This window comes from Paenibacillus sp. CF384, from assembly GCF_900106745.1.
In the GTDB taxonomy this organism is placed as follows: domain Bacteria; phylum Bacillota; class Bacilli; order Paenibacillales; family Paenibacillaceae; genus Paenibacillus_Z.
In genome coordinates this window covers 138,201-164,123 of the sequence record NZ_FNNV01000009.1, presented here as the reverse complement: position 1 = coordinate 164,123, position 25,923 = coordinate 138,201, and the positions used below count along the sequence as shown (strand labels likewise).

Below are 25,923 nucleotides of genomic sequence, written 5' to 3'. Positions count from 1 at the left end.
CCCTGTTGTGCTTCATGAACTCCATTCGCCGAATCCGCTCCGATGTAGACTTCCTGGTGCGCTATATCAGCTCCGAAGCGCTGAATGGTCAACATTTCATCCCTATGCAACTACAGACGATTTTCCACCTTTGCAAGACCTATTTCCCTCCTAGCATGCAGGGCATTTCCGTTATGATTACAGTTGTACTCTGCTCAATTGGCAGAGCACGATTGAAGCGGCAAAGGAGATTAGCAGATGAAACCACAACATTTATTTAACCGATATGGACTTAAAGTTACTTATGAGAATGGCGATACCCCTAGTTATCAAACGGCAGGCTGGGTGGAAGGTGACAGTGGTCAAGATGAACTTGGCCGCTACGAAACGCATCTATTGCCTTTCCATGATACGGAAGAAACAAGCGATCTGACGCTTGAGCTTCGTTGTTATGCGCACACCGTGAGCGCGTATATGTCCGTTCAATTAAAGCAGGATGTGTTCGGTGTCACGCATGCTTTGGCAGCAGATAATGGCATCGTGCTGTCGGTCGGCGAGCCTGTCGGCAACTTGGAAGGTGTACTGGCACACTATAATGCGTACAAGTGGTGGTGGACGCGGCCTTATATGGCGAAGAGCACAGCTGCGCTCCCGGAGAAAACGCAAGCGCTGCTCTGGAAAGCGAACGGCCGCTATACCCAGCTGTTCCCGCAATGCTCGAATGTGTTCAAAACCACGCTGCGCGGTGACGGTGAGGGGCTGCAGTTTGTTATTTCTCCGCTGCTTCGCGGTGTAAGGACGGGTCGCGAGCTTCTGTTTGTTTTGCATGAAGGTGACAGTGCTTATGAAGTTGTCGAGAAAGCCGCTGAATCGGTATTTCTAGCTCGGAATGAGCCGGTTCGTCTGCGCGAGTCGAAGCGATACCCGGAAGTTTTCGAATATCTGGGGTGGTGCACATGGGATGCGTTCTATCATGATGTTTCGCAGAAAGGCATTGAGGAGAAAGCCGATGAGCTGCGCTATAAGCAGGTCCCGGTGAAATGGGTGATGATCGATGACGGCTGGTCACCGGTCCGCGAGAAAACGCTTGTTTCGTTCCAGGAAGATCGCTCGAAGTTTCCGGACGGGCTTGCCGGTACGGTAAGCAAGCTCAAGAATGAGTACGGCGTCAATTGGGTTGGCGTCTGGCACGCGTTCACGGGTTATTGGCATGGCGTTGACCCGGAGGGCGAGATTGCCCTTAAACATCGTGACCTACTGCAGGCCGACACTGCCGGGCGCCTCGTCCCTAGCACAGATGCGAAGATAGGCTTCGGCTTCTGGAAACAGTGGCATAGCTGGTTGGCTGGGCAAGGCATCGATATGCTGAAGGTCGACAGCCAGAGCTCGTTGATCGAATTTGTCAAAGGCCAGCAGCCTCTTGGACAAGCGGCGAAAGGATTGCATGAAGCGCTCGAAGCTTCGGCATCGCTATATTTCGACGGTCGGTTGATTAACTGCATGGGCATGGCACAGGAAAATGTTTGGAGCCGCGTCAATTCCGCGATTTCGCGCAACAGCGACGATTTCTATCCGGCCAAACCGGAATGGTTCCGCGAGCACGCGCTGCAGAACGCCTACAATTCGTTCTATCACAGCACGCTGTACTGGGGCGATTGGGATATCTGGTGGACTTCCCACGAGGATAGTCGTGATCATGCCGTGCTCCGAGCAATTAGCGGCGGCCCGGTTTATATCAGCGACAAAGTCGGTGAAACCGATGCTGACGTACTTCGCCCGCTTATTTTGGCTGACGGCCGTGTGCTTCGTGCCGACAAACCAGGCGTACCGACAGAGGATGTTCTGTTGGTCAACCCCGTCGAAACCGCGGTTCCGCTCAAAATCATGAGCCGCTCCGGCGACAGCGGCTTGCTCGCTGCCTTCCACATTCATACGGAAGCTGCGCCGATCGAAGGCGAGTTCCGCTTGAGTGACATTGACGGGCTGGAGGCTGACGCCGAATATGCCGTTTACGACTACTTCGGCCGTAACGCTTCGTTGCTGGACGAGTCTGGGGTTTATAGCTTCACGGTTGAACGCGGCAAACCGCAGCTGTTCACAGCCGCCCCTTACCGTAACGGCTTTGCAAGCTTCGGCCTTATCAATAAGTACGTCTCGGCAGCAACCGTCAAATGGATGCTCGCTCAACCGGATCGCGCAACCGTGTTATTGCGCGAAGGCGGCGTATACGGTTTCGCGGCGAAGACCGCACCAGTATCCGCAACTGTAAACGGACAAGCAGTAGAAATCCGCTCCGAGCAGGGCTTCTACTCCATCGCATGCGATGGAACCGATGCTGAAGTACTCGTCGAATTTAGGTGGACTTAGACAAAACCAAATCGACACATTCAAAATCCGTTATGGTTCAGTAATCAAATCTAGACGAAATGGACCTAAAGGCGTTAAACTGCAATAGATGGCGAAGAACGCCCCGAGAAACATCCCATAAGGATGTCTCGGGGCGTTTTCATTTTTATTTTCATATAGGAGGATGTCAAATTGGCATTGCATGGATTCGACGAAGCACATAAGAAATGGTTGACTCATCACCTCAGCTTAAGATCAGGAGAACGCAAAGGTCGATTGGAACGCGGACATGCACACGGGGAAATTTTGTTCGCTCGCAGTATCTGGTGGGAGCTTAGAGGAAGCTTGGAACATCTGCATCCCGAGTTCGAAATCGAAGATTGGCGTGGCAGGCCATGGTTTGCAGACTTCGCATTTTTGCCTCCAGGCGGATATCAAAAGCTGCTCATCGAGGTCAAAAGTTTTTCATCCCATGCCCGGGATATGGACCGTTTCAAGTTCAGCGGCAGTTGTAACCGAGAGATTTATGTTCAAGCAATCGGCTATCGATTAATTTCCATTCCGTACGACGATATAGAAAGGAAACCTGAATTAATTATTAGTTTGCTGCGACTTTATTTGAATCAATTCCAGCCTAATGCACAAAGCATCAGTCGTTCTCTCTTAATCGAAAAGGAGGTCATGCGTTTTGCGCTTGTGCTAGGGAAACCCGTCAAACCAATCGATATTTCAAAACACCTCACTATCAATTACCGTACGACACTACGCCATATCCGTGAATTGGTCTCCAAAGGTAAACTTCGTCCTGTCATCTCGGGCAAAGGCACCAAAGTGTTAGGGTACGAAATCACTCCTACTGCTCGAATCGATGTTAACATGCACTAATTACATTAAAATCTCTCTCTCCATGCCTTTGATGGCACGTGAAGTGTTTGCAGTACAAGTCAAATCTATTTTTTCAGGAAATACATCTGGTTTTCAGTAGTTCAATTGTATTGGATACACGTTAACTACATACTTTGCCACAGATTCTCCGTTTGAAGTGTAGTTTATACATCTCAAAAAGTGTTAAGGTACGCGGTCACTCCTACTGCACGACTCGACAATGTTAACGTGCACTTAGTACAATACAATCTCTCTTTTCATGCCTTTGGTGGTATGTGAAGTGTATGAAGTACAAGTCAAATCTATATTATCAGGAAATACGATTGGTTTTCAGTAGTTCAATTGTATTGGGTACACGTTAGCTACATACTTATTCACAAATTCTCCGTTCGAGTTGTAGTTATTACATTTCAAGGTTTGTCTCCGGGGAGGACCGGCGAATACCGGGCGCGTTGGGTATGTTGGTGTAGGTACCGGCGATATGTCGGACGAGGAGAGTATGTTGGTGTGGGAAACCGGCGTGGGTCGGGCGAGGTAGGTATGTTGGTGTGGGTACCGGCGTGATTCGGGTTTGCTCAGTTGAGTGGGGCTAGAATAACCAGACGCATATACAAAAATCCCGTCTTCGGCAAGCCGGGAGACGGGATTCAATTCCTTTATTTAAGTACAGCATCCTTCTTCGCAGCGCCGGTAAGGAATTCAAGCACGCGCGGCAGCTTCATGTTCCAGTAGCCCCACTCGTGCAGGCCTGGTTCTTCCTCGTACGTAAGCTCCACGCCTAGCGCTTTCAAGTGATTCAGGAAGCGGATATTATCGGCATAAAGGAAGTCTTCCGTCCCGCAGCATTGATACAGCGCAGGAAGCTCTTTGCCCGATCGTGCCGCGACATTCGCGAGGTGGAACAAGTCATCCTTATGCTCCTTCGCATCTGCCAGATCACCGAAAATATCGGTGAATTCACTGCCTACGAACAAATTCTCGATCGCGCGGATATCCAGCGCGCCGGAGAAGCTTGCTGCTGCAGCGTAACGATCCGGATGCGCAAGCGCCAATTTCATTGCGCCGTAACCACCCATCGATAAGCCAGCTGCGAAGGTATCTTCTCTGCGGTCCGAAATCGGGAACATCGCTTTGACGATCTTCGGAAGCTCCTCGCTCACATAGGTCCAGTACTTTGCGCCATGCGCCATATCGGAGTAGAAGCTGCGATGCACGTTCGGCATGACGACGCACATACGATATTTCGAGAGCTGGTATTCCAGCGTCGTTTGGCGAAGCCACGTATTCTCGTTATCGCTTAAACCATGGAGCATATACAGCACAGGCAGCTTCTCGCCCGGCTGCACATCCTGCGGCATCACGATGGATACCGTTGAGGTCATCCCCAGTACGCTTGAAAAAAAATCCATATGAATGACTGCCATCGTTCATTCTCCTCCTGTAACTGCAATAGAATCCGCAATCGATCGTTTCTGTTACATCTGCGCCTCATCATAACGAAGCAAGCGAATGCCACCACTCTGAACGGCATCCAGTACACGCGCATCCGTAAACATCAGGCGCTCCCAATGACGGTCTTGCGCAACCTTCGTACCCGGATAATCCGAGTTCCCCCAGCTCCGCGTCTCTTCATCGTCATAGCCGGGATGGCCGACGATCAGATACTGCCCCGGCGCGGCGAGCTTCAACCGAGCGACGAACTGATCCACCGGATCACCTGCATTCACACTCGCTTCTGCACCTGCACCCTCTCCAACTCCCGCAGTTCCGCCAAGCTCAGGCAATCTCCCCGTAAACGGCCGATGACTGATAAGACCTTCTTGCACGCACCACGCGTCGAAAGCCGCATCGAGCCCTTTGACCGCCCATTCGAAGAACATATGCGAATCCGCATATGTAATGTCAAACCCCGCAGCACGCAGCTTGTCCAGCTGCGCCTTCATCTCGCTCAAGATCTGCTCGACATCCGGCGGCGCGGCAAGCCACAGCCCCGGATGCTGCTTGAAGTACCCATCCGCCTCAACAAGTGTTGACACTTGCGATGCCGGGAGCAGCGGCTTCCAGCGGAATGTCTCCCATTCCGCATTCATCGTAGCATGAAGACCGAAGCAGGTGCTTCGGTCTTCGGCAAACAAAGCCGCCGCATGCTCAAGCGCGGCCCCTGTTGCCATCACGGAGACGTTGCGCACGATACCATGCTTCACGCTCTCCGCGATCGCCAGGTTATGCGACTCGCAATTTCCACAGTCGTCGGCTCTCGTAATTAATTCCACAGTACTTTTTGCACTGTTTGTACTGTTTGCACTGTTTGCACTGTTTGCACTGTTTACACTGTTCCTACTGTTCGTCATGAAAGATCCTCGCTTCACATTGGATTTATTCTTTGACAGAACCCATCGTTATCCCCGTGATGAAATAGCGCTGAAGCAGCGGATAAATAATGAGAATCGGCAGCATCGTGACGGCGATTTTGGCCGAGTTAAGCGTTTCGCTCGATACTTTCGTAAGCTGACTTACGTTCTCGGTGGTGATTTTCGTCGGATCGATGGTAACAACGACCTGCTGTAAATACGTTTGCAGCGGAATTAAGTTGCTCTTCGTGACGTAGATCATCGCAGAGAAGTATTCATTCCATGTCGTAACGACGTTGAACAGCGTAATGGTCGCAAGTACAGGCAGCGAGAGCGGCAAGTAAATGAGTACCAGCTTCCGCCATGCGCCTGCTCCGTCCATGCCAGCCGATTCGTCCAATTCCTTCGGCAGGTTCCGGAAGAAGTTCATGACCAGAATGGCGTTGTACACATTAACCAGTCCAGGCAGGATCAGAACCCAGAAGTTATTCATCATCCCGAGGGATTTGATCGTCAGGTACGTCGGTACGAGACCGCCGTTAAACATCATGACGAATACGAACACCCACATATAGACGTTCCGCGATTTGAATTGTCTGGTTTCACGTGATAGTGGGTATGACATCAGCACAGTGACAAGCAAGCTAAATCCAGTATAAGTGACGGTACGTTTCACCGAAACCCAGAAAGAGAGAAAGAATTGCTTATCCGTAAATACTTTTTGATAAGAGCTGATATCGAAGCCTTTCGGCCATAGAAAAACTTGTCCGGCCATGGCGAAGGAAGCTTTGCTCAGCGACAATGCCAGCGTATGAATAATAGGCGCAACGGACAGAAGAGATACGACTACCATGAACAGCAGCAGAAATACGTCAAATGACCGCGAACCGAGCGTTTTATTTTGAACCATACCATTTCACCTCGCTTGTATACACTAGAAGATGCGATAATTAGCAAATCGATAAGCCATCGTATAAGTAAGAATAACTAAGATGAAGCTCACGACGGAATTCAGCAGTCCGATCGCGGTTGCCATCTCATATTGGGCGGACATCAGCCCCGAGCGGTACACATACGTATCAATAATATCGCCGGATTCCATGACCAGTACGTTGTACATGTTGAAGACTTGGTCGAAGCCCGCATTAAGTACGCCGTTAAGGCTCAGCGTAGCAAGCAGCGCGATCGTCATCGCAATACCCGGCAATGTAATATTCATTAGTTTTTGGAAACGTCCTGCTCCGTCAATTTCAGCCGCTTCATACAGCGAAGGGTTGATGTTGGTGAGAGCCGCTAAGTAAATAATCGTTGAGAAACCAAACTCTTTCCATACGTTGGATGACACGATGATCGTACGGAACCATTCATTGCTCCCGAGGAACATTTGCGGGTCCAAACCAAACCAGCTATGAAGCACCCAGTTCACAGGGCCGCTAAGGGAAAGGACATCTTTGAGAATACCTGCTACGACGACCCAAGACAGGAAGTGGGGCAGATAAACGATCGTTTGAACGGTACGTTTGAACCAGCGAAGTCTAATTTCATTAAGCATAAGTGCGAATACGACCGGCACAATAATGAGGGTGATGATTTTACCGAACGAAATAATCAAGGTGTTGCGCAATATCGTGGCGCTTTCCGGATTGTCGAGCACGAAGAGAAAATGCTTGAAGCCTGCCCAAGGCGAGCCCCAGATGCCTTTAGTAGGCACAAAATCTTTGAACGCCAATACGATACCTGACATCGGATAGATTTGAAAAATCAAGACCAATGCGAGTGCCGGCAACAGCATGATATGAAAATGTATGGATTCCTTCTGCCACAGCTTTGCCATCTCTATAATCCTCCCATCCCGCTTAGGAAACGAAAGGCGTTAACCGTTAAGATTAACGCCTTTCCTTCTCCATCTGCTTGAACTTCCCTTAATGCGTCTTTGTATATTCTGCGTTTACTTCTTCCGTGATCTTCTCGCCGCCAAGCTTCTTCCACTGCGTTACGAAGTTGTCGAATTCCGAAATATCTTTCTTGCCCATGATGATTTCGAGGAACACTTTCGTTTGAAGATCTGTAAGCGTCGTGTTGCTTTGTTCCATTGTTGGCGTTGTGCCCGTGAATTCGTTGAATACGTTGTTAAGCTTGTTATGCGAAACTACGCCGTTACCTTCCATCCAAGCCAGGAACGTCTTGTAGTTGTTCAGATCTTTCTTCGGATTGTCTTTCTCCGATTTCACTTGATCAAAGATCGGTTTCTCCGCGATATCCAGAACGCTCTCTTGCGCTGTACCAGCGAAAATATCATCGAATTTCTTAACGGTACGAGCCGTTGTATCCGGGAATGCCGGGGAAATTTGTGCGTTCAAGCCCCATTGGTTTCTGGTCGAATCGCTTGCTTTGTAGATGCCTGTTGTTTCAAGCTCCAGCAGCTCAGGAATTTTCTTCGTCGAGTTTGCTTTCATCGTGTTCATGATCTTAACAGCAAGCTCTGGGTGTGCGTAGCCTTTCTTCACAACCATGAAGGAGTTGGAGTAGAACTCGTTGCCTACGTTAACATGGTCGCCAGTCAGGATCGGATAAGCTTTCCACTCGCCTTTAGGGTTATTGTCGATCGCACCGCCGATTGGCCAGTACGGGTTCCACCACATGCCCATCATCATGCCGGCGCGGTCACTGACTAGGAATTCCGATGTTTTGTTACCGTCACGAAGCGCGAATTCGCTGTCGATCGAGCCGTCTTTGTACATTTGCGCCAGTTTGCCAAGCGCTGTTTTCATTTCAGGCATTGTTGAGCCGTATACGAGCTTGCCGGAAGCGTCTTTGACCCACATGTTCGGGAACGCGTTCTCTGCCCATACGAAACCTGTCAACGTGAACGGATCGTTGTTGAACAATTGTGCGCCTTGTACAGCAAGACCAAGCGTATCTGCTTTACCGTTACCGTCCGGATCTTGTTCCTTGAACGCTTTGGCTACCGCCATCAGCTCATCCGTTGTTGTAGGAGCTTTCAATTGCAGCTTGTCCAGCCAGTCTTGGCGGATCCAAACCATCTGTGCGTTGTTCATATCGTTAACGCTCGGCAGGCCGTACAGCTTGCCATCGAATGATGCGTTCTCTAGCGCTTTGTTATCGACCGAAGCGTTTACTTCCTTAACCGCATCGCTTGCATATTGCTCATAAACCGTTGTCAGATCTTCCAGCATGCCTGCATCGTACATACGTTTCAGCAGTGTTTTGGCAGGAGTCTTGTCGATATTCTCCACAACGAAGATGTCAGGCAGATCGTTACTTGCAATCATGAGGTTGAATTTATTGGCATATGCCGCTCCATTCGCTTCCCAAAGCGGCGTGGATTTCACGTTAAGCGATGATTCCAGGTAGGACTTGTATTTATTGTTCTCGAAGGATTCGCCTTCCGGGAACTTCTTAGCTGCTTCCGGGTTGTTGTTCACGATTGTCGTAAACTCCACGGTTTCTGCGTATTTACCAAACGGATCGGCTTTCTCTACAGGTGTGTTTGCCGGTGCGTCTGCTTGGGTGTTATTCGAATTGTTTGAGTTTGCGGTCTCGTTTGTTTTATCTCCGCAAGCGGTTACAACAAGCATTAATGCTACTGCTGACAACAATGCTGCCTTTTTCAATGCGACCCCTTCTTTCGGCTGTTTAATGTTATTTGGTACATGTCCATCATACCGCCGCACCAAGCCGAATCGTGAGAGAATCGGGACTTATGCATGGGAGAAGAACGTCTGCCCATCGGACAAAGCTGTCGACGCCAGACGACTTTTTTCTCACCTGCATTCGTTTTTTTTCTACCTTACCGGCGCAGCTGGCGTTCTCTGAACTCCGATGGCACCATGCCGGTTTGCAGCCGGAATATCTTGCTGAAGTACTTCTCATCCTGGAAGCCTGTCTTCTCCGCGATCCAATAGATCGGCATATCCGCATGCTGCACCAGCATGTGCTTGGCTTTCTCCAGCCGCGCTTCTTTCACTGCTTCATGAAAGGACTTCCCGATGATCTCTTTGAATATCGTACTGAAATAGCTCTGGCTGAGATTCACTTTGGCGGACAGCTCGGTACGATTGGCGCTTTCACCCGAATCCGTATGCAGCATCTCGAGCGCACGCATGATTGCGATAAAGACGTCATTCGAGAACCCGCGGCTTCTGGCATATTGCGCGATGCTGCGCGATGACTGCTCGTACCAGTGCTGCCATTCGTCCAACCTGGTGAAAGCCGCAGTCGCCGAGCGCCAATTCGGCCATAGCCGGTTGTTAACGGCTAGCAATTCCCACGCGGCTGCCAATTCCTCGAACATCGCCACGACGCTGCGATAGGATGGCTTGCCTTCACGGATCGAAAGCATCAATTCCTCGAATTCCTTCTTATCGAACAACCAGCGCTGATTGCGCCAAGCTTGCCGAATAAGAGCAGGCACATCTACCGTGCTCGGCTTCTCGCCGGTGAGCTCCGATAGGGAAACGATATATTCATCGTTTGCATAGGACTCGTAAAACATGCGTTCCTTGAGCATCGGCAGCCAATCCGAAGTTCTCGGTTTATCCGGCCAATTCGTGACGCGCGCGTAACTATGCTTGCCCGCTTCTCCCTCCCTTTCGATTCGGGATAAGAGCGCATCGATTTCCGAGCTGGTTTTGCCGGGAACCATCCAGATCGAGTCTTGGATTTGAACGGCACCGTCCAGTCCTGCCGGACGGACTTGCGCCTTGCCCAGCTCTGGAAGCATAACGATCAATGACTGGCGGGATTCAGTCTGCTTCGCTTGCCCTGCGGCTTCCGCCAACCCGCCTTGCGCTTGCTCCGCTACGATTCGCTCTGATATGCGCAGGAGCATTTCTTCCAGCACATTATCGGCAATATCGGTCTTCACGACATAATCGATGGCCCCTAAACGCATCGCATCCTGCAGAAAATGAAAATCTTGATGACAGGTCAGCACAACGGTCCGTACTGCCGGGTAACGTTCCTTCACAATGCGCATCAGTTCAAATCCGTCCATGACAGGCATCGTCAAATCGGTCAACAGCAGGTCGATCGGCACGCGATCAATAATGTCGAGCGCGCTCTCCCCATTGTCCGCCTCAGCGACAATTTCAAACCCGCATTCCTTCCACGGAACGGTAAAGACCAATCCTTTGCGTACCAAATGCTCATCGTCTACGATCAATGTCCTAATCATCCCACACCTCCTTCACCGTGATCGGCAGCAGCAGCCGCATTTCCGTACCGACCCCGATCGTACTGGATACTTCAAGTCCATAGGGATCACCATAGTACATGTTCACAATATTATTGACGAAATTAAGCCCAATCCCAAGGCCCACCTTACGGCGGTTAGGATCATTGGATTGAAACAGCTTCTCGATTACCTCCTGCGACATCCCTTCCCCATTGTCTTTCACGCTGATGAACAGATGCTCTTCGCCATGTCTGCTTACCTTAACGGTAATCGTGCCATCCTTCTGCTTGAAACCATGATAGAGGGCATTCTCGACAAGCGGCTGCAGGATAAATCGGGGCATTTCAATCGCGCTTGTCCCATCCTCTACCTCGATCTCCACATTGAAATTGTGATTGTACCTGATTTGCTGCAGCTCCATATAGTCTTTGACGGTCTGGATTTCATCGCCGACGGTGACGATCTTGCCTTCCTTGCCCAGATTGTAATTGAGCACGCGCGTAAAAATCATCAGCAGCCGGACAATCTCGTCCTGACCGTTAATGCGAGCAAGCCACTGCGCGGTATTCAGCGTGTTATGGATAAAATGCGGATTCATCTGGTACATGAGCTTCTCGACTTCCAGCTGTCTTTTGCGTGATTCTTTCTGTTCGATCTCTGACATCAGCCCGCGAATACGCTGCCGCATTTCGTAGAAATGGTACAGCAGCTCGTCAAACTCCTTCATATGAAGAGAGACCGGCGGCTCATTGAACCGATTCTCCCCAAGCATCTTGAACTGCTTGCGAATGTGCTGCAGCGGGCCATAGATCATGCTCCAGATGATCCAACCGATCGCTAATCCGATGACGAGCGAGAGAATACCGACGGCTGCGAAGCGCTTCAGCCAAGTATTCATTTCTTTATGGTAGTCATTGCGGTCAATGACGACGGCTACTTTAATGCCATAGTTGCTTGAGGTTTCAAAGAAAACAAAGTTGTCGCTTAGTCTATCCTTAATGGAAGCGATATCGGCGCCAATCGGGAAATCGGTATCTTCTTGACTGTTATAGATAATGTGACCTTTCTCGTCTAGCATCAAATGCCGGACAGGCATACCATACGGGTCATTGTTGAATAAGCTCGTGATTGCGGAGACGTTCGTCTCAATATAGACATAGATCGGCTCGATGTTCTTCTCGCCGGAGCCGGTTTCCGTTTGACGCATGATGGAGAAGACGGAATTGCGGCTGTTCGTATATAACGTACGATGCGGCCCGTGAATCGTATAATTGCTCGAATTCTGATTGATTTTTGCAAAGTTGTTAATGTCGAGCTTGGGGTTGATATACAAATTCTCAAACAGGAATTCCTTCGTTTCAGGCAAATAATACGTCGTCAAGCCGAGGAGCGGATTCGTGTAGTTAATCAAAGAAATGTAATTCTCGATCTCATCGGCCAACTCTTTGCGATCCAGCGGATCAGGTGACGTCAGATAACTCTTGAGGTCCTTGCCGACCTTCCCTTCGAAGGCGAGCTGGCGCGAGGAGTAATCCAAGTTGCTTAAGATGGATTCGATCCCTTTACGCTCTTGCTCCAAGCTTTTCTCGACCCCTTTCTCCACTTTGTTCTGAAGCACATTGTAGATGCCAAAGAAAGAAATAAGTCCGATTAAGGTCAGCGGTATGATAACGCACAGCGCCAGCATGGCGAACAGCCGATGCTTCAGTGTATAAGGCAATAGATCTAGCTTGCGTTTCGAGCTGCGAAATGCCATATTGTCCTCCTTCTTGCTATTATCCGGTCAGAATGCGATTAGAAAACAAGAAAACCTCCATGCACGCAAAGCATCAGCTTTACGAACAAGGAGGTGAGGATGAGCGTATGGTTGATCGGCTCTGCCATGACTGCTTGAAGGGGCTCCTGATGCTTCAACTATTTTACATCTAGTTCATGCATAGAACAACTCTTCGGTAATGTAAGTATTTGCAGGGGAGAGAGAATTTATGCGGTTCTGGTTCTTGTTCTGCTTCTTGCCGGCAGACTGATGCCGATCAGTCCGATGAACATCAGACAAGCGCCAACGAGCTGGCCGGAATAGACAGGCTCTTGGAAGAACAACACGCCGGACAAAGCTGCCGCGAGCGGCGTCAAATACCGATAGAAGCTTGCCGTAGCTGCGCCGATCTGAGGCATAACTTTGTTCCACAGCAGGAAGCAGATGATCGTGATGACGAAAATATTGCAAGCCAGTGCCCCGATCGTTGACCAGCTCATGCCCGTCCAATCGGTTGCTCCCCATGCTTTGGTTGTAAAAGGCAGCATAAACAACGTACCGAAGCTGAACATCCACGTGGTCATGCGCAGCGCCGAATATTTCTTGAGCATCGGAATACAAGCCGCAGAATAGAAACCGCCGCAGATACTTACGGCGAACGCGAGCAAATTGCCCAGCAGCAAATCAGAATCAAGCGAGAAGCTTCCTCCGGCCAATATGACCAGAATGACACCCAGCATGGATACAAAACCGTACCCGATCAGGGATCGCTTAATTCGCTCCTTCGTAAAGATCGGTGCAAAGATCGCCGCGAAGATCGGCCAAGGGGCAATGCTAAGAATGGAAGAATTCGCAAGCGTCGTATAGTTGATGGATACCACAACGAAGCTCTCCAGCATCGTTGTGCCAATGAGTCCGAGGGCAATGAACTTCCACAGATCTGCCGGACTTACGCCGATGCTCCCTTCCATCCACCGGAGAAGTCCGAACATGAGGATAGCCGATACGCCGAAACGCAGCACTAAGAATAACATCGGATCGAGCGACTCCAAGCCCACCCGAACGACAGCGTAATTAAGTCCCCACAGAAATGCGATCATGCCAAGTAGAAAGTATGCACTTACGCCTTGTTTTGCCAGCGGAGCTTGTGCCGCCTTTGAAGGTTTCAACCGCTTCATCTCTCCCGTCGCCAATAGTCCCACTTATTGTAAGTCATCCTATGCTCCCCTGCCAATGTCAAAAGCAAAGAGGAGATTGCCGGCTGTAACAGCTCAGCAATCTCCTCTTCTGGAGAACTCCGTTATGAATAATCCGGGTACCGCTTCCACATCGCGAACAACTTCGAAGCCAAGCTTCGCGTACAGTCGCTTCGCCGGCGTATTCGCAGCTCCCGTCGCTACGATGAATGATTTTGCCTGGTTCCGAAAGGAATCCAGTATAAACCGCACCAGCCTTTCACCGATTCCTCTGCGGGAATAATTCGGATGGACAATGAGTCGATGGATATCCACGACACTTCCATTATCTTCCAGTTTATAGGAAATCGCTCCGGCTAATTCACCTTCAACGTAACAGCCGAAGAAGGTTTCTTGGCATTTCCCAAGCTTCTCAATCGTGTCATGAAGACCCGGAATACCGTCGAATCCGATAAGTTCGGCCTCGATCCGGTAGGAAGGCAGCTGAACATCGAGCAGCTGCTGCGCAACAGATGGATCCAAGAGATTAAGCTCCTTGATCATATCGTCGCTTCCATTACACTTTCTTTGGCCCCTGCTTCGTCATCCTTCTTCGTCACCAGGATTTCCTTCTTCAAGAACCAGCAGATCAGGAAGGATACAATGGCGAGCACGAATGAGATCCAGTACAGGTGTGTAAAAGCGTCTGCGAAGACGATTTTAATTTGTTCCAGCAGCGAAGGATCGATACCTTCGGGAATCGCGCCTGTCGAGATATCGCCGAGCTTCGCCGCTTGATCAGCCGTCATGGAACCCTCCAAGCCTTTCAAACCGGATGTGACATTAGCTGCGAGCACGGAGCCGAACAAGCTGAAGCCGATCGTCATGCCGATGGATTGGAAGAGCGTGACGGAAGATAGCGCAATACCGCTGTGTTCCTTCTCGACCGATTCCTGTACAATCAGCTGATTGCCGAACAAGGTACCGAAACCAAGTCCAAGAATGATGAAGTAAATGACGAAAATATAAATTGGCGTTGTTACATGTGTTGTCGACAGCAGATAGAATCCGATAACCGGAAGAATAAACGAAATGCCATAGATATTGCGATAAGGAACTTTGGTCATCAATCGCCCTGCTACTACACTTGCTGCAATCGCACCCACCATAAGTGGAAGTGTCAGGTAGCCAGCCGCTGTAGGCGTCAGTCCAAGTACGTTTTGCGCAAAGAACGGGAACGAAGAAAGTGCACCCATTACTGCAAGAATGAAGACGAATACGAGCGATGACAGCACAACGAAATTGCGGTTCTTGAAGAGATGAAGCGGCAAGATCGGCTCCTTCGCCTTGGATTCCACGAAGATGAACAATACAAGCAAGACCAAACCGACTGCCATGAGGCCGAGCATTACAGGCTCTGTCCACCCATAGCCTTCTGTCTGATGAAGCACCGGCGTGAGCAGCAGACTGACTAACGCCGCAACAAGAATAATTGCCCCGAACCAATCGACGCTGACTTTGCGCTCCACCCTGGTCTCCTGCAGTCCCATCGATAATATAATTGCTGCCAGAATGCCGACCGGAATATTGACGAGGAAGATCCAGTGCCATGAAATATGCTGGGCAAAATATCCGCCGACGAGCGGTCCGAGCAGCTGCGGAATAAACATGACAGCCCCGAATATCCCTTGAATCTTGGCCCTTTGCTCAACCGGGAACGTATCGCCGAAGATAACCATCGCAAGCGGCATTAATCCCCCTGCGCCAATCCCTTGAATGCCCCGTCCAATGAGCAGCACCTCCATCGAAGGAGCCATTCCGCTAATGATGGAGCCTCCAATGAATAAGCCCATACTAAGCAAGTAAATCTTCTTGCGTCCGTACAAATCGGCCAGCTTGCCGAGTACGGCCATAAAGGAAGTCATGGCGAGCATATAAACGCCGCCAACCCAGCCATACAGCGCTAAACCGCCCAGATCACGGATAATCGTGGGCATCGCCGTCGAAACAACCGTTTCGTCAAGCTCTGCGAAGATGACCCCGATCATCAACCCGATCAGGATTAATGTTTTATTGCTTTCTTTCTGCTTCAAGCCGGTAAACCCCCTTTTCTTGATGTCCTTGTTCATCTTAATCCATCTTTGTGAACGGAATATTAACAAAAAGACACCCGTTCATTATATAACAAAGAATGACCGGCCTCCTCCTCCCTGCGAAGGATGTTCCGGTCATTCTCTAGGTTACCATATTATGATTTGGAATATAGCGTTGGCCAATACTCTTCGTTATCGAATTTCATGCCTGGCACCGGTCGAGCACTCAAGTAACGCAGATTATCATGACGCTGTCTGCTCTGGCGATAGTACGTGTGGCCAGGCATCAAGTGCGCAACGACGGAGAGTCTTGGATCAGGGGAGTAGTTGGTTCCTGAACCGTGGAACGTAAGCGCATGGTGGAAGCTCGCTTGCCCGGCTTTCAGAATACAAGGCTCTTCAACCCAATCTCTTGTAGCAAACTTCGCTTTCAGCTTGCTCATGTCTTGCTCGAAGAAGGTATCGCTGCCTTCTACGGCGCCCCATTTGTGCGAGCCGAGAATCGTCATCATCCCGCCGTTCGACAAGTCGGTGTCCTGCAGTGCGATCCATACCGTCATCATGTTAGCTGTGCTGCTGACACGCCAATAGCCGTAATCCTGATGCCAGCCTACATTGCCTGCCGACGTTTCCTGGCCGGAGGTACCCGGTTTATAGATGACTTGATCATGCCACAGACGAATGGACTCTTCGCCTAACAGCTCGGCTGTCATTTTGCCCAAATTGCGGTCGGTTACAACGGAGCGGACCTCGTCGTTGATCCACCAACCGTTATCGAATTTACGCAGTGCGAACGGATTCTCCTGCATGTGGAAGTGGTGCATCGGCAGGCCGAAACCGTCATGTTTATTAGCCCAAACGCGCTCATGTGCCGCACGAAGCCGTGCAATTGTATCATCATCGATCAGCTTCGGACTGATCCAGTAGCCGTCATTATTAAAGCGTTGTTTATCCTCTTCGGTGATGGTGTAATCAATAACTCCCATTACGTAAGACACCTCTTTCGCTCATATCAATATAAGTGTAACTGCTTTCATTGTAGAGCATGGCTGCTGTCGTTGACTTCCGAAAACCTATCAAATAGGATTAGAAACATAAGAGATAATTAGACACGAATGGAGCTGCCGATGCCAGATGGCTAAAGTCAGAAACGATGCCGTTCGCTGGGAGATTCACAGTCATGCTTCGAAGCGTGCTGCGGACTTTCCTGAACTCATGATGCTGGGCTATGACCGGTTTCAAGAAGCCTCCCCTTTATCGGATCACCAGCACGATGGCTGCTACGAATTTGTATATGTGGATAATGGCCGTGTGACTTGGGAAGTCGACGGCGAATATTATCCATCGATTACAGGACAAGTCTTCCATACCCGCCCCGGTGAATGGCATCGGGCTCGGCTCAATTTCATTGAACCCTGCAGTATTTGGTGGTTCATCTTGCGCGATCCCGCGGATTATCCGGATTGGCTGTCATTGCGCGATGAAGACCGGCTTCAAATTCACCAAGCTTTGCTGGAGCTGCCCCGCATCGTTTCGGTCGACAGCCGCGTACGCGAGCAATTCTTCAAGCTGCGCAGTCTGCTGATGGAAGATAACAGCGCCGTGTTTCGGGTACGCCATCATCTAGTTGATATTTTGCTTGAGCTGCTCTATCCGCCCGCCGTTTCCCGTCAGCTCCCGCTTGATCTGAAGGAATCGATGCTTGCCCTTACCGCCCAGATCGACGCTTCGCCTGAGCGGCGCTGGAGCAACAAAGAGCTTGCAGCCCTCGCAGGTGTCAGCGAATCGCACTTTTATCGCTTGTTTCATAATATGCACGGTCAGTCACCGGCTAATTATATGGACCGAATACGGATCAATCGCGCCTGCGAGCTGCTTCGTCAGCCAGGGGCCAATGTGACGACGGTTGCGCTCGACCTCGGCTATAAGACGAGTCAGCATTTTGCAACGGTGTTCAAGAAGTACATTGGGGTGTCGCCTTCGAGCTGGCGCTCGTCGTCTTAACAGGTCAGCTGAAGTTTTTAGCGTTATCGGTTGTGGAAAATATCGGGACCTCCATCTTCCGTCGTAATCAAGTATAATAGAAGCTTATTGCGTTTATTTCAACCAGGAGCAACAGGAGAACACATCTATGCGCATACTTACTCAATACCCGAAGGAAATTAAAGTTTTTCTCGCTGCCAGTCTGATTAATGCCATCGGAAGCGCGCTGATGTGGCCGCTTGTGACGATGTTTGTCTTCGATGAGCTCGGTCGCAGCATGACCGATGCCGGATTCGTTATTCTGATTCAATCGATTGGCGGCATCGCCGGACAACTGCTCGGCGGCGCGCTTTATCACAAGGTAGGCGTGAAGAAGCTGATCATTGGTGCACTTGCTTTAAATGCGGCAGGTTTGCTATTGCTTCCGGTGCTTAGCCATAATTGGCCTGTCTTTATCGCGATGATGGGTCTGATCGGGCTGTTCAACGCGCTGTCCATGCCGGCCATTCAAGCGTTCATCGGCTTTCGCTTCGCGGATCAGCGAGGTGAGCTGTTCAACATCGTCTATGTCGCCAACAATATCGGCGTCGCGATTGGAACCGCGCTCAGCGGCTTTCTCGCCGATATTTCATACTCGCTCAGCTTCTCGATGAACGGCGTAACGTCAGCTGTATTCGCGATCTTCTTCTTGTTCTACTTGAAGCAAGTTGGGACTGGCAGTGACACTGCTGCGGTCAAGATGAAGCGACTGTCTCCTCAAAATGAAAGTGCCTGGGCGCTGCTGCTCGATGTTCGCGTCTATCTGTTCATGGCAGTCGGCGCCATGCTGCTCAATCTCGGCAACAGCATTTGGAATACGGGAGTCTCACCCTTCATCATCAGCGAAGGGCTTCCGAAGCAAATGTTCGGCTACCTGTGGACGCTGAACGGAGTTCTAATCTTCGTGGCACAACCGCTAATCGGCTTGATTAAGCGTTTAGCAGCTCAAACGATTACCGCTCAGCTTACGGCAAGCGCACTGTTCTATCTATCCGGCTATGCTGCCATTCTTATGTTTCATAGCTTTCCGGGCATGGTGCTCGCGATGGTGCTCACCACCTTCGGCGAGATGCTGATCGCGCCTGCAATTCCTGCATTCCTTAGTGAAAACGGCGGCAAACAAGCCCCGTTCTACCTCGGACTTGCCGGGGGCATCGGCTCCGCGGGGCGTGTCCTCGGTCCCTACATGATGGGCCATCTGTACGATATCGGCCAGCTGACTCCGGTAGCCTGGCTGGCTGTTATTACAGCCACTGCATCCGCGCTGTTCTTCGTTATTCATTCGCTCGTCAATCAGCGCTGGATGAAGAACCAAGCGGCTGCAACGCAGAAAAAGGCGGTAACAGCCACCCATTAAATGATTAGAAGCTGAGATCACGGTTATCCGTGCGCTCAGCTTCTTTTACCTGCTCTGAAATCGCTGCTTCCCTACTCTACACTACGCCACACCTACACCTACACCCAAACTCCACTCCACTCCGATCACGACCACCGAATTGCCGCTCTCATCAATCAAACTAACCATCTTCACCCCCTCTCACCACACCACGCCTCGCCTCGCACTCAAGCTCAAGATGAAGTGGACATCGGAACTTAACTAACTCCGTCTTCATGTGTTCAATGATCGCGTATGCCGCATGACAATCTAACGAACCGTCTGGTGCGCAGGATCGCCGGACCTCGGAGGGATTCGAGGTTAGTTTGGACGCTGAGAGTTCCATATGACCACTCTCAGCTGCGGACTCAAATTCTAACGAACCGTACGAGCCTTATTTGCCCGATTTTCTGGTCTCTGAAATTCTAACGAACCGTACGGGTCTTATCTGGGGTGAATTGACTCCAAAACACGCCAAAACCTTCAAATAAGACCTCCACGGTTCGTCAGAATTTTTCCGGCGCGATTTACGGGCAAATAAGACCTGTACGGTTCGTTAGAGGTTTCACACCTGTGAACCGAAGGCGGTGGTGGCGTAGGTGGCGAACAAGATCGCAAAAAAACGGAGCAGTAGTAAAACCTGCTCCGTTACTGCTCTGTTCCCTTAACCTTACAGATCCAATTCCTTCTCAATCTTGCGACGCTTACCTGTCAATTCATAAATGACCGGTACCACAATCAGTGTAAGCAGCGTCGACGTGGTCAAACCGCCGATTACCGTAATCGCAAGTCCGCCTGAGATCAGGCTGGTTGTCGATTCCGAGAGTGCCAGCGGCACAAGTGCCAGAATCGTTGCACATGCCGTCATTAGAATCGGTCTCAGCCTTGTCTTCGAAGCTTCAACCAGCGATTCACGAAGCGGAATGCCGTCCTTGCGATTCTTCTCTACGCGGTCAAGCAAGACGACTGCGTTCGTTACTACGATACCTACGAGCATCAGCATCCCGATCATGGAGCTCATCGATAACGATTGGCCCGTGATCAGAAGCGCGCCCAAGGAACCAACCGGTACGAAGAGCAGCGAGGAGAGAATGATCAGCGGCGTGAGCAATCCGCCGAAGGTCATGCTCATGACCAAGAACACAAGTCCGATCGCCGCTGCCATCGCAATACCGATGCTTTGGAAGCCGCTGTTGATCATATCCTGGCCGCCGCCGATTTTCATTTCCACATTGCTTGGCAGCGACAAGCCGTCGATATCGTCGGTGATTGTTTTCGTGACAGCTGCCGTCTTATCGGCATCCTTCACGTTACCCGTTACTTTCGCGGACATTTTGCCATCCTCATGATTGATTGCAATTGGAGCAATCGTTTCGGTTAGCTCGACGAGATCCTTCAGCTGCTTCATGCCGCCTGCTGTCGGAATCGTGATCGCTTCGAGCTGTGCCTTGGATGTAATTTGCTGCGCATAGGACATCGTAATATCCCAGTTCTTGCTGTCAAGCACGTAACTGCCTACATCTGTCGGACGCAGCTGCTCGTTTACAGCACCCATGATTTGGAACGCAGAGACGTTCAAATCCTTCGCAGTTTGATTCAGCGAGATGACCCATTTTGGCGTCGTATCCTTCAGGTTATTCGTAACATCTTTCATATCTGTATTCGCGGTCATCAGCTTCTCGATTTGCTGCGAAGCTGTTGTCAGTGCTGCCATATCCTCGGAATACAAGCTTACTTCTACGCTGGTACCTGTCGGCGGGCCGTTCTGCTCGCCTTCTTTGACGTTAACCGTCGCACCCGGTACTTCTTTATCAATCAATACCTTCAAATCTTTGCCGACATCGTCCATCATCGTGTCCATCGACGTTCCTTCCGCGAATTGAACGGTGAATGCCGCTCTGTTCGCCGTGGAGCCGATTTGGATGAACGGATTATCCGCTCCGCCAATGGAAGCCTGATAATTGTCGACGCCTTTGAGATCCTTCAAGTAGCCTTCTACTTTCTCAGCAGCCTCATTCGTTTGCTCAATGGTGCTTTGCGTTGGCAATTTCAATTCGATGCCGATCGAAGGCACGGAGCCTGCCGGCAAGAATGCTACGCCGAGGTACGGAATTGTACCGAAGGAACCGATCAAGATCACAATGGAAGCAATCAACACCAGAACTTTGCGTTTAAGGGCACCACGGATCAGTCTCTCGTAGAAGTCCATAAACTTGCCGCCTTCTTTATGCGGCTTAATGTGATTGAAGAATTTCGCGCCCAGTACCGGAATGAGCATCATCGCCACCAGCAAGGAGCTGACGATCGAGATAACGACCGAGATTGCGAATGGACGGAAGAACTCACCGATAATACCTGTTACAAAAGCAAGCGGTAAGAACACGACTACAGTTGCAATTGTGGAGGAGCCGACTGCGCCAATAACTTCTTTGGTCGCTTTGTAGGCAAGCTCCTTGCCATTCATATCGCGGCCCTTCTCTTGGCGCCATCTGTAAATGTTCTCAATAACGACGATACTGTCATCCACGATCCGGCCGATCGATACCGCGATACCGCCGAGCGTCATGATGTTGAGGGTATAACCCATTTCGTTCATCAACGCGATCGTTGCGAAGATCGAAATCGGAAGCGAGATGATCGAAATCAGGGTTGCTCGTATATTGCGTAAAAACAGGAATATAATGATGACACAAAACAGCGCACCATACAGTCCTTCGCGAATTAGCGAGGAAACCGACTTCTTGATTTCAGCGCCTTGGTCTTGAATCAGGTGAATATCAAGGTTGGCTTTGGTCTTGTAAGTATCCAATACTTCCTTTACTTCATCGGATACTTCTGCTGTATTGGCATCCTGCGTCTTCACGATTTGTACGACGAAGCTCGCTTGGCCGTCAAATCGAGTAATTTCGTTCTGCGTGGAAACTGTCGTGATCTTAGCCACATCCGACAGCTTCACCTTAGCCGCAGGCGCTTGTCCGCCTGCACCTGGCGCACCGGCAGCACCGCCGCCAAGTCCCGGAGCTCCGGCACTCAACTCCAGATTATTGATTTGCTCCAGCTGCGATAATTTACCGACAAGACGAATCGGAATCGATGTGCTGTCTTGACTTACCGAACCAAGCGGAAGCGCATATTCCAGCTGCTGAATCGCCGTTTGGATCGTATTTAGCGAAATGCCGTGCTGCGCGGCTTTATCTTTATCGACTTCGATGCGAAGCTCTTGAGACACGACGCCTTTGAGCTCAACGGCGCTAACGCCGGTAACCTTCTTCAGCTTCGGCACGACTTGCTCTTCAAGCACCTTCTGCAAGGCAGCCGGATCGTCCTTCGACGAGAAGATGGCCGCTTCATAAATCGGCGCCGCGTTAATATTCAGGCGCTGAATGGTTACTTTGGCTTTCTCGGGTGTTTGAAGCTTAGCAACTGCCGCTTCAATATCCTTTACTTTATCATCCATGTTCGTTCCGAATGGATACTGCAGGATGACGCTGGCGGAGTTCTCAGAGGTAGTGCTCGTTAGAGCATCGTACCCTTTGAGCCCCTGCAAGCTTTCCTCAACAGGTTTCGTCACCTCGGACTCAATTTCTTCCGTTGAAGCCCCCGGGTAGACGACTTGTACGAACACGGCCGGGAATTCCACATCCGGGAAGGTTTGCTGCTTGATCTGGGTGGCGGAGAAGAAACCAAATCCGAGCACCATCAAGCAGAGAATAACGACTGCTACACTGTTCTTGAGACTGAATCGACTTAACCAACTCATGAATGTTATCTCTCCTCTTTCTCTATCTGGAGGTCAGTATACAGGAGAAGTTTGAACTGAATATGTACTGGACATTACAATTTACGACTTATGCCCCCAACTTCCAGCGGCAGCCAGACCGTAAATACCGTTTCTACGCCCGGTAGGCTTGTGACCGCAATTTCGCCATGATGCAGATCGACAATTCGTTTCACGATTGAAAGGCCCAGCCCATTTCCTTTAACAGCATAATCCCTTGATTTATCCACTTTGTAAAAAGAGGTGAAGATATGCTGCTGCTCCTCCTGCGGAATTCCTATTCCATGGTCTCGTACCGTAATGACAGCCATCTCGCCGACTTGTTGCAGCCTAATCCCAATGCAGCCCTTATCCTGTGAGAACTTGATACTGTTGCTAATCAAATTATGCCACACCTGATCCAAACTATCCTCGTCCCCCTGGATGGTCAAATCTTCAAGCTCAAGCTCGAATTCGATCCCGCGAACGCTCCACTGCGGCTCGCTGGCAATAATGATGCGGCGAATTTGCTCATCCAATCGATAAGAGGTCGGATGAACAGGTCCTTGATCCTGCTGGAGGACCGATAATCGCAGCAAATTCGCGCTCAGTCTTGCGAGCCGCTGGCTTTCCTCTTCGATAATCATCAAATAATGCTGGCGTCCGGATTCATCCATCGGTTTCGTCCGCAGCGCTTTCGAGAATCCGGTAATGGATGTAAGGGGCGATTGAAACTCATGCGCGACATTGTTCACGAAGTCGGAGCGCATCTGGTCCAGCATACGGAGCGACTTCGCCATCTCGTTGAAGCTGGCGGTCAGAACGCCGATCTCATCCTTCCGTTTCGTTTGGAGCTTGATGCCGAAGTCGCCTTGCGCCATCCGTTTGGTCGCGCGCGTCAAACGCTGAAGCGGCTTGACGATAAACCGCGAAGCGAGCAGGATCAGCAGACTGCCCATAGCAAGCACACTGAACAGGACGGTCAACATGACACGGCGAAAGACATCCAGCAAATCATTCAATTCGGGCGAAACAAACAAAGCATAGGGATGATCGCGAAATTCGAACGGCAGTCCGATCAATGCCGTTTCCGGGCCATGTCTGTCCCCGGGAAACGCTGCAACGGTACCTCTAAAAATGCCGCCTCGAATGACATGCTCGTATTGTTCGGTTGTAACATGAAATTGCGCGCCAAGATCGCTTACGTTGCCGTATTTCACTGCGATGCCATGTTCGTCGACGATTTTCACTTTGAATACCGGGATCAGCACGATATTGCTCGTTACTTCATCCAAGCTGGCGGCCGATTGCGCTTCGGGCGCTTTCTGGATCATCATGATGATGCGTTTGCCGCTTTCAATCAGCTGTTCTTCCCCCAGCTCCTTAATGTTGGTGCTGTATAGCCTAGTAGCCAAGAAGAAGGCAAAGATCAAGCTCGCGATGACAACGCCGACGAATACCAACACCGTACGGACATATAGCGACTTAATCATGGAGAACCTCTAGCCTGTAGCCGAGTCCGCGAAGTGTCACAATTCGGAACGCTGTTTCATATTCTGCAAAGCGTTCCCTTAATCGTTTGATATGCACATCCACCGTTCGCTCATCGCCCTCATATTCGAAGCCCCATATCTGTTCGATTAAAGTAGCCCGCGTAAACAATTGTCCCGGATGGCTCGCCAATTTGTATAACAACTCGAATTCTTTAAGCGGTATGGTGAGAGCCGTATCCGTATGCTTCAAAATCACCTGGTAGCCGATCCGGTCCAGCACGATGCTCCCAATCGTGACCATCTGGGAAGCGGTTATCCGATATCGCTTTAGCAGTGCTTTAACCCGTACCACGAGCTCCATTGGGTCGAAGGGCTTTGTCACATAATCGTCGGTGCCAAGCTGGAATCCTTTAATTTTCTCCTCAGATTCTCCTTTGGCTGTTATCATGAGAATAGGCATATCGCCTGATTCCCGCAGCTTCCTGCACAATTCATAGCCGTCCATTCGCGGCATCATGATGTCCAAGATGACCATGTCCACGACATTTTCTTTGACATAGAGCCATGCATCTTCACCATTTGCGAATTCCACAATTTCAAAACCTTCGTCGCTTAAATAAAGTCTGACCAACTCCCGAATATGTACATCATCATCGACCAGAGCTATTTTGACCATTCATGAACCGCCTCACATTTTTGTATGCTTTTAGTGCTTGCATCCGCAATCACAATATCTTATTATTACAAGATTGCTAGATGAGTTGCTAGAGTTATCTTCATGCTTTTTTCAGGGGAGGATCCAATGAAACGTTTTCTGCCATTGATCAGTATGCTCGTTTTTCCGATTATGGGCTGGCTATATGCGTTAACGAATAGACCCGGCGCCCAAGTCTACAGCCTGGTGACTGATCTGGACCGAGCCATTCCGCTAGTCAAAATTTTTGTACTGCCTTATTCCGTTTGGATCTTTTATATTTATTTGTGTTTGGTCTATTTCTTCATCAAGGACCCCGCCGTATACAGGCGCTCGCTCATCACATATGTGGTTTGCGCACTGATCTGTTATGGCATCTACCTTGTCTTCCAAACGACTGTACCTCGGCCGGAACTGGTCGGAACCGATCCATTTACCCGCCTGCTGGGTTATGTGTATGGGCGAGATGAACCATTCAACTGCTTCCCGAGCATTCACTGCTTCTCCAGCTACATGGTGATGAAAGCTCTGTACAACAGCAGTTTCCGTAACCGCATCAACCAGACGCTGATTTACGGAATGTCTTCGATTATTATCGTCTCCACTTTCTTTATCAAACAGCATGTCATTTTCGATGCGTTCGCCGGCATCATTCTCGCCGATGTCGTCTACCGACTTGTCACTATGATCGAACGCTCCTCTACGGTTGGCAAGCGGAAACCAATGACACAGCGCGCAAATATGTAGAAGAGCAAAAAGCTGCTCCCCATCGTCTCACGACGCTGAGGAGCAGCTTTTGT

Annotated in this window: 19 protein-coding genes; 5 read left to right on the top strand and 14 right to left on the bottom strand. The window is 50.2% G+C overall.

Going from position 1 to position 25,923, the window contains the following annotated elements; translation table 11 throughout:
• Positions 1-237: 237 nt before the first annotated feature.
• Both BLW29_RS16415 and BLW29_RS16410 read left to right on the top strand, forming a co-directional pair.
• Entirely contained in the window at positions 238-2,346 is a 2,109-nt protein-coding gene (locus BLW29_RS16415) for a Sip1-related alpha-galactosidase (RefSeq protein ID WP_090981476.1), read from the top strand.
• Positions 2,347-2,517: 171 nt separating this feature from the next.
• The gene (locus tag BLW29_RS16410; RefSeq protein ID WP_256208669.1) at positions 2,518-3,210 is read left to right on the top strand and encodes a hypothetical protein; all 693 of its coding nucleotides are present in this window, start codon (positions 2,518-2,520) and stop codon (positions 3,208-3,210) included.
• A gap of 656 nt (positions 3,211-3,866) precedes the next feature.
• On the opposite strand, the gene BLW29_RS16405 is transcribed toward BLW29_RS16410, so the two are convergent.
• The 11 genes from BLW29_RS16405 to BLW29_RS16355 form a co-directional block, all read right to left on the bottom strand.
• Entirely contained in the window at positions 3,867-4,634 is a 768-nt protein-coding gene (locus tag BLW29_RS16405) for an alpha/beta hydrolase (RefSeq protein ID WP_090981474.1), read from the bottom strand.
• A 51-nt stretch (positions 4,635-4,685) separates the two neighbouring features.
• On the bottom strand, positions 4,686-5,561 hold the full coding sequence (locus BLW29_RS16400) for a ChbG/HpnK family deacetylase (RefSeq protein ID WP_090981471.1): 876 nt from the start codon (positions 5,559-5,561) through the stop codon (positions 4,686-4,688).
• Positions 5,562-5,586: 25 nt separating this feature from the next.
• Positions 5,587-6,471 (bottom strand): carbohydrate ABC transporter permease, encoded by an 885-nt coding sequence (locus BLW29_RS16395; RefSeq protein WP_090981468.1) that lies wholly within the window; start codon positions 6,469-6,471, stop codon positions 5,587-5,589.
• Positions 6,472-6,495: 24 nt separating this feature from the next.
• The gene (locus BLW29_RS16390; RefSeq protein WP_090981466.1) at positions 6,496-7,395 is read right to left on the bottom strand and encodes an ABC transporter permease; all 900 of its coding nucleotides are present in this window, start codon (positions 7,393-7,395) and stop codon (positions 6,496-6,498) included.
• Between the two features lie 88 nt (positions 7,396-7,483).
• Positions 7,484-9,196 (bottom strand): extracellular solute-binding protein, encoded by a 1,713-nt coding sequence (locus BLW29_RS16385; RefSeq protein WP_090981464.1) that lies wholly within the window; start codon positions 9,194-9,196, stop codon positions 7,484-7,486.
• A 176-nt stretch (positions 9,197-9,372) separates the two neighbouring features.
• The gene (locus BLW29_RS16380) at positions 9,373-10,758 is read right to left on the bottom strand and encodes a response regulator (protein ID WP_090981462.1); all 1,386 of its coding nucleotides are present in this window, start codon (positions 10,756-10,758) and stop codon (positions 9,373-9,375) included.
• Positions 10,751-12,514 (bottom strand): sensor histidine kinase, encoded by a 1,764-nt coding sequence (locus BLW29_RS16375; protein WP_090981460.1) that lies wholly within the window; start codon positions 12,512-12,514, stop codon positions 10,751-10,753. Before BLW29_RS16375 ends, BLW29_RS16380 begins: the two co-directional genes overlap by 8 nt.
• 227 nt (positions 12,515-12,741) lie before the next feature.
• The gene (locus BLW29_RS16370; RefSeq protein ID WP_177186671.1) at positions 12,742-13,683 is read right to left on the bottom strand and encodes a DMT family transporter; all 942 of its coding nucleotides are present in this window, start codon (positions 13,681-13,683) and stop codon (positions 12,742-12,744) included.
• 102 nt (positions 13,684-13,785) lie between these two features.
• Positions 13,786-14,253, bottom strand: a complete 468-nt coding sequence (locus tag BLW29_RS16365; protein WP_090981457.1) for a GNAT family N-acetyltransferase — start codon at positions 14,251-14,253, stop codon at positions 13,786-13,788.
• Positions 14,250-15,818 carry an MDR family MFS transporter gene (locus BLW29_RS16360; protein ID WP_090981454.1) on the bottom strand — a complete coding sequence of 523 codons (1,569 nt, stop codon included), beginning with the start codon at positions 15,816-15,818 and terminating at the stop codon, positions 14,250-14,252. Before BLW29_RS16360 ends, BLW29_RS16365 begins: the two co-directional genes overlap by 4 nt.
• A 119-nt stretch (positions 15,819-15,937) precedes the next feature.
• Entirely contained in the window at positions 15,938-16,768 is an 831-nt protein-coding gene (locus BLW29_RS16355) for a phytanoyl-CoA dioxygenase family protein (protein ID WP_090981451.1), read from the bottom strand.
• Between the two features lie 148 nt (positions 16,769-16,916).
• On the opposite strand from BLW29_RS16355, the gene BLW29_RS16350 reads away from it, so the two are divergent.
• Together BLW29_RS16350 and BLW29_RS16345 are read left to right on the top strand one after the other, a co-directional pair.
• On the top strand, positions 16,917-17,786 hold the full coding sequence (locus tag BLW29_RS16350; protein ID WP_090981449.1) for a helix-turn-helix transcriptional regulator: 870 nt from the start codon (positions 16,917-16,919) through the stop codon (positions 17,784-17,786).
• Between the two features lie 127 nt (positions 17,787-17,913).
• Complete coding sequence (locus BLW29_RS16345; protein WP_090981447.1) at positions 17,914-19,161, top strand: MFS transporter; 1,248 nt, start codon at positions 17,914-17,916, stop codon at positions 19,159-19,161.
• A 688-nt stretch (positions 19,162-19,849) separates the two neighbouring features.
• Here the strand turns inward: BLW29_RS16345 and BLW29_RS16340 are convergent.
• From BLW29_RS16340 to BLW29_RS16330, 3 genes are all read right to left on the bottom strand, one after another.
• The gene (locus tag BLW29_RS16340) at positions 19,850-22,939 is read right to left on the bottom strand and encodes an efflux RND transporter permease subunit (protein ID WP_090981445.1); all 3,090 of its coding nucleotides are present in this window, start codon (positions 22,937-22,939) and stop codon (positions 19,850-19,852) included.
• A gap of 74 nt (positions 22,940-23,013) precedes the next feature.
• Positions 23,014-24,429: a sensor histidine kinase gene (locus BLW29_RS16335; RefSeq protein ID WP_090981443.1), complete on the bottom strand. Its 1,416-nt coding sequence runs from the start codon at positions 24,427-24,429 to the stop codon at positions 23,014-23,016.
• Entirely contained in the window at positions 24,422-25,105 is a 684-nt protein-coding gene (locus BLW29_RS16330; RefSeq protein WP_090981441.1) for a response regulator transcription factor, read from the bottom strand. The genes BLW29_RS16335 and BLW29_RS16330 overlap by 8 nt, the downstream gene beginning before the upstream one ends.
• 126 nt (positions 25,106-25,231) lie before the next feature.
• Here BLW29_RS16330 and BLW29_RS16325 point away from each other — a divergent pair, with 126 nt between their 5' ends.
• The gene (locus BLW29_RS16325) at positions 25,232-25,870 is read left to right on the top strand and encodes a phosphatase PAP2 family protein (protein WP_177186670.1); all 639 of its coding nucleotides are present in this window, start codon (positions 25,232-25,234) and stop codon (positions 25,868-25,870) included.
• Positions 25,871-25,923: the final 53 nt, after the last annotated feature.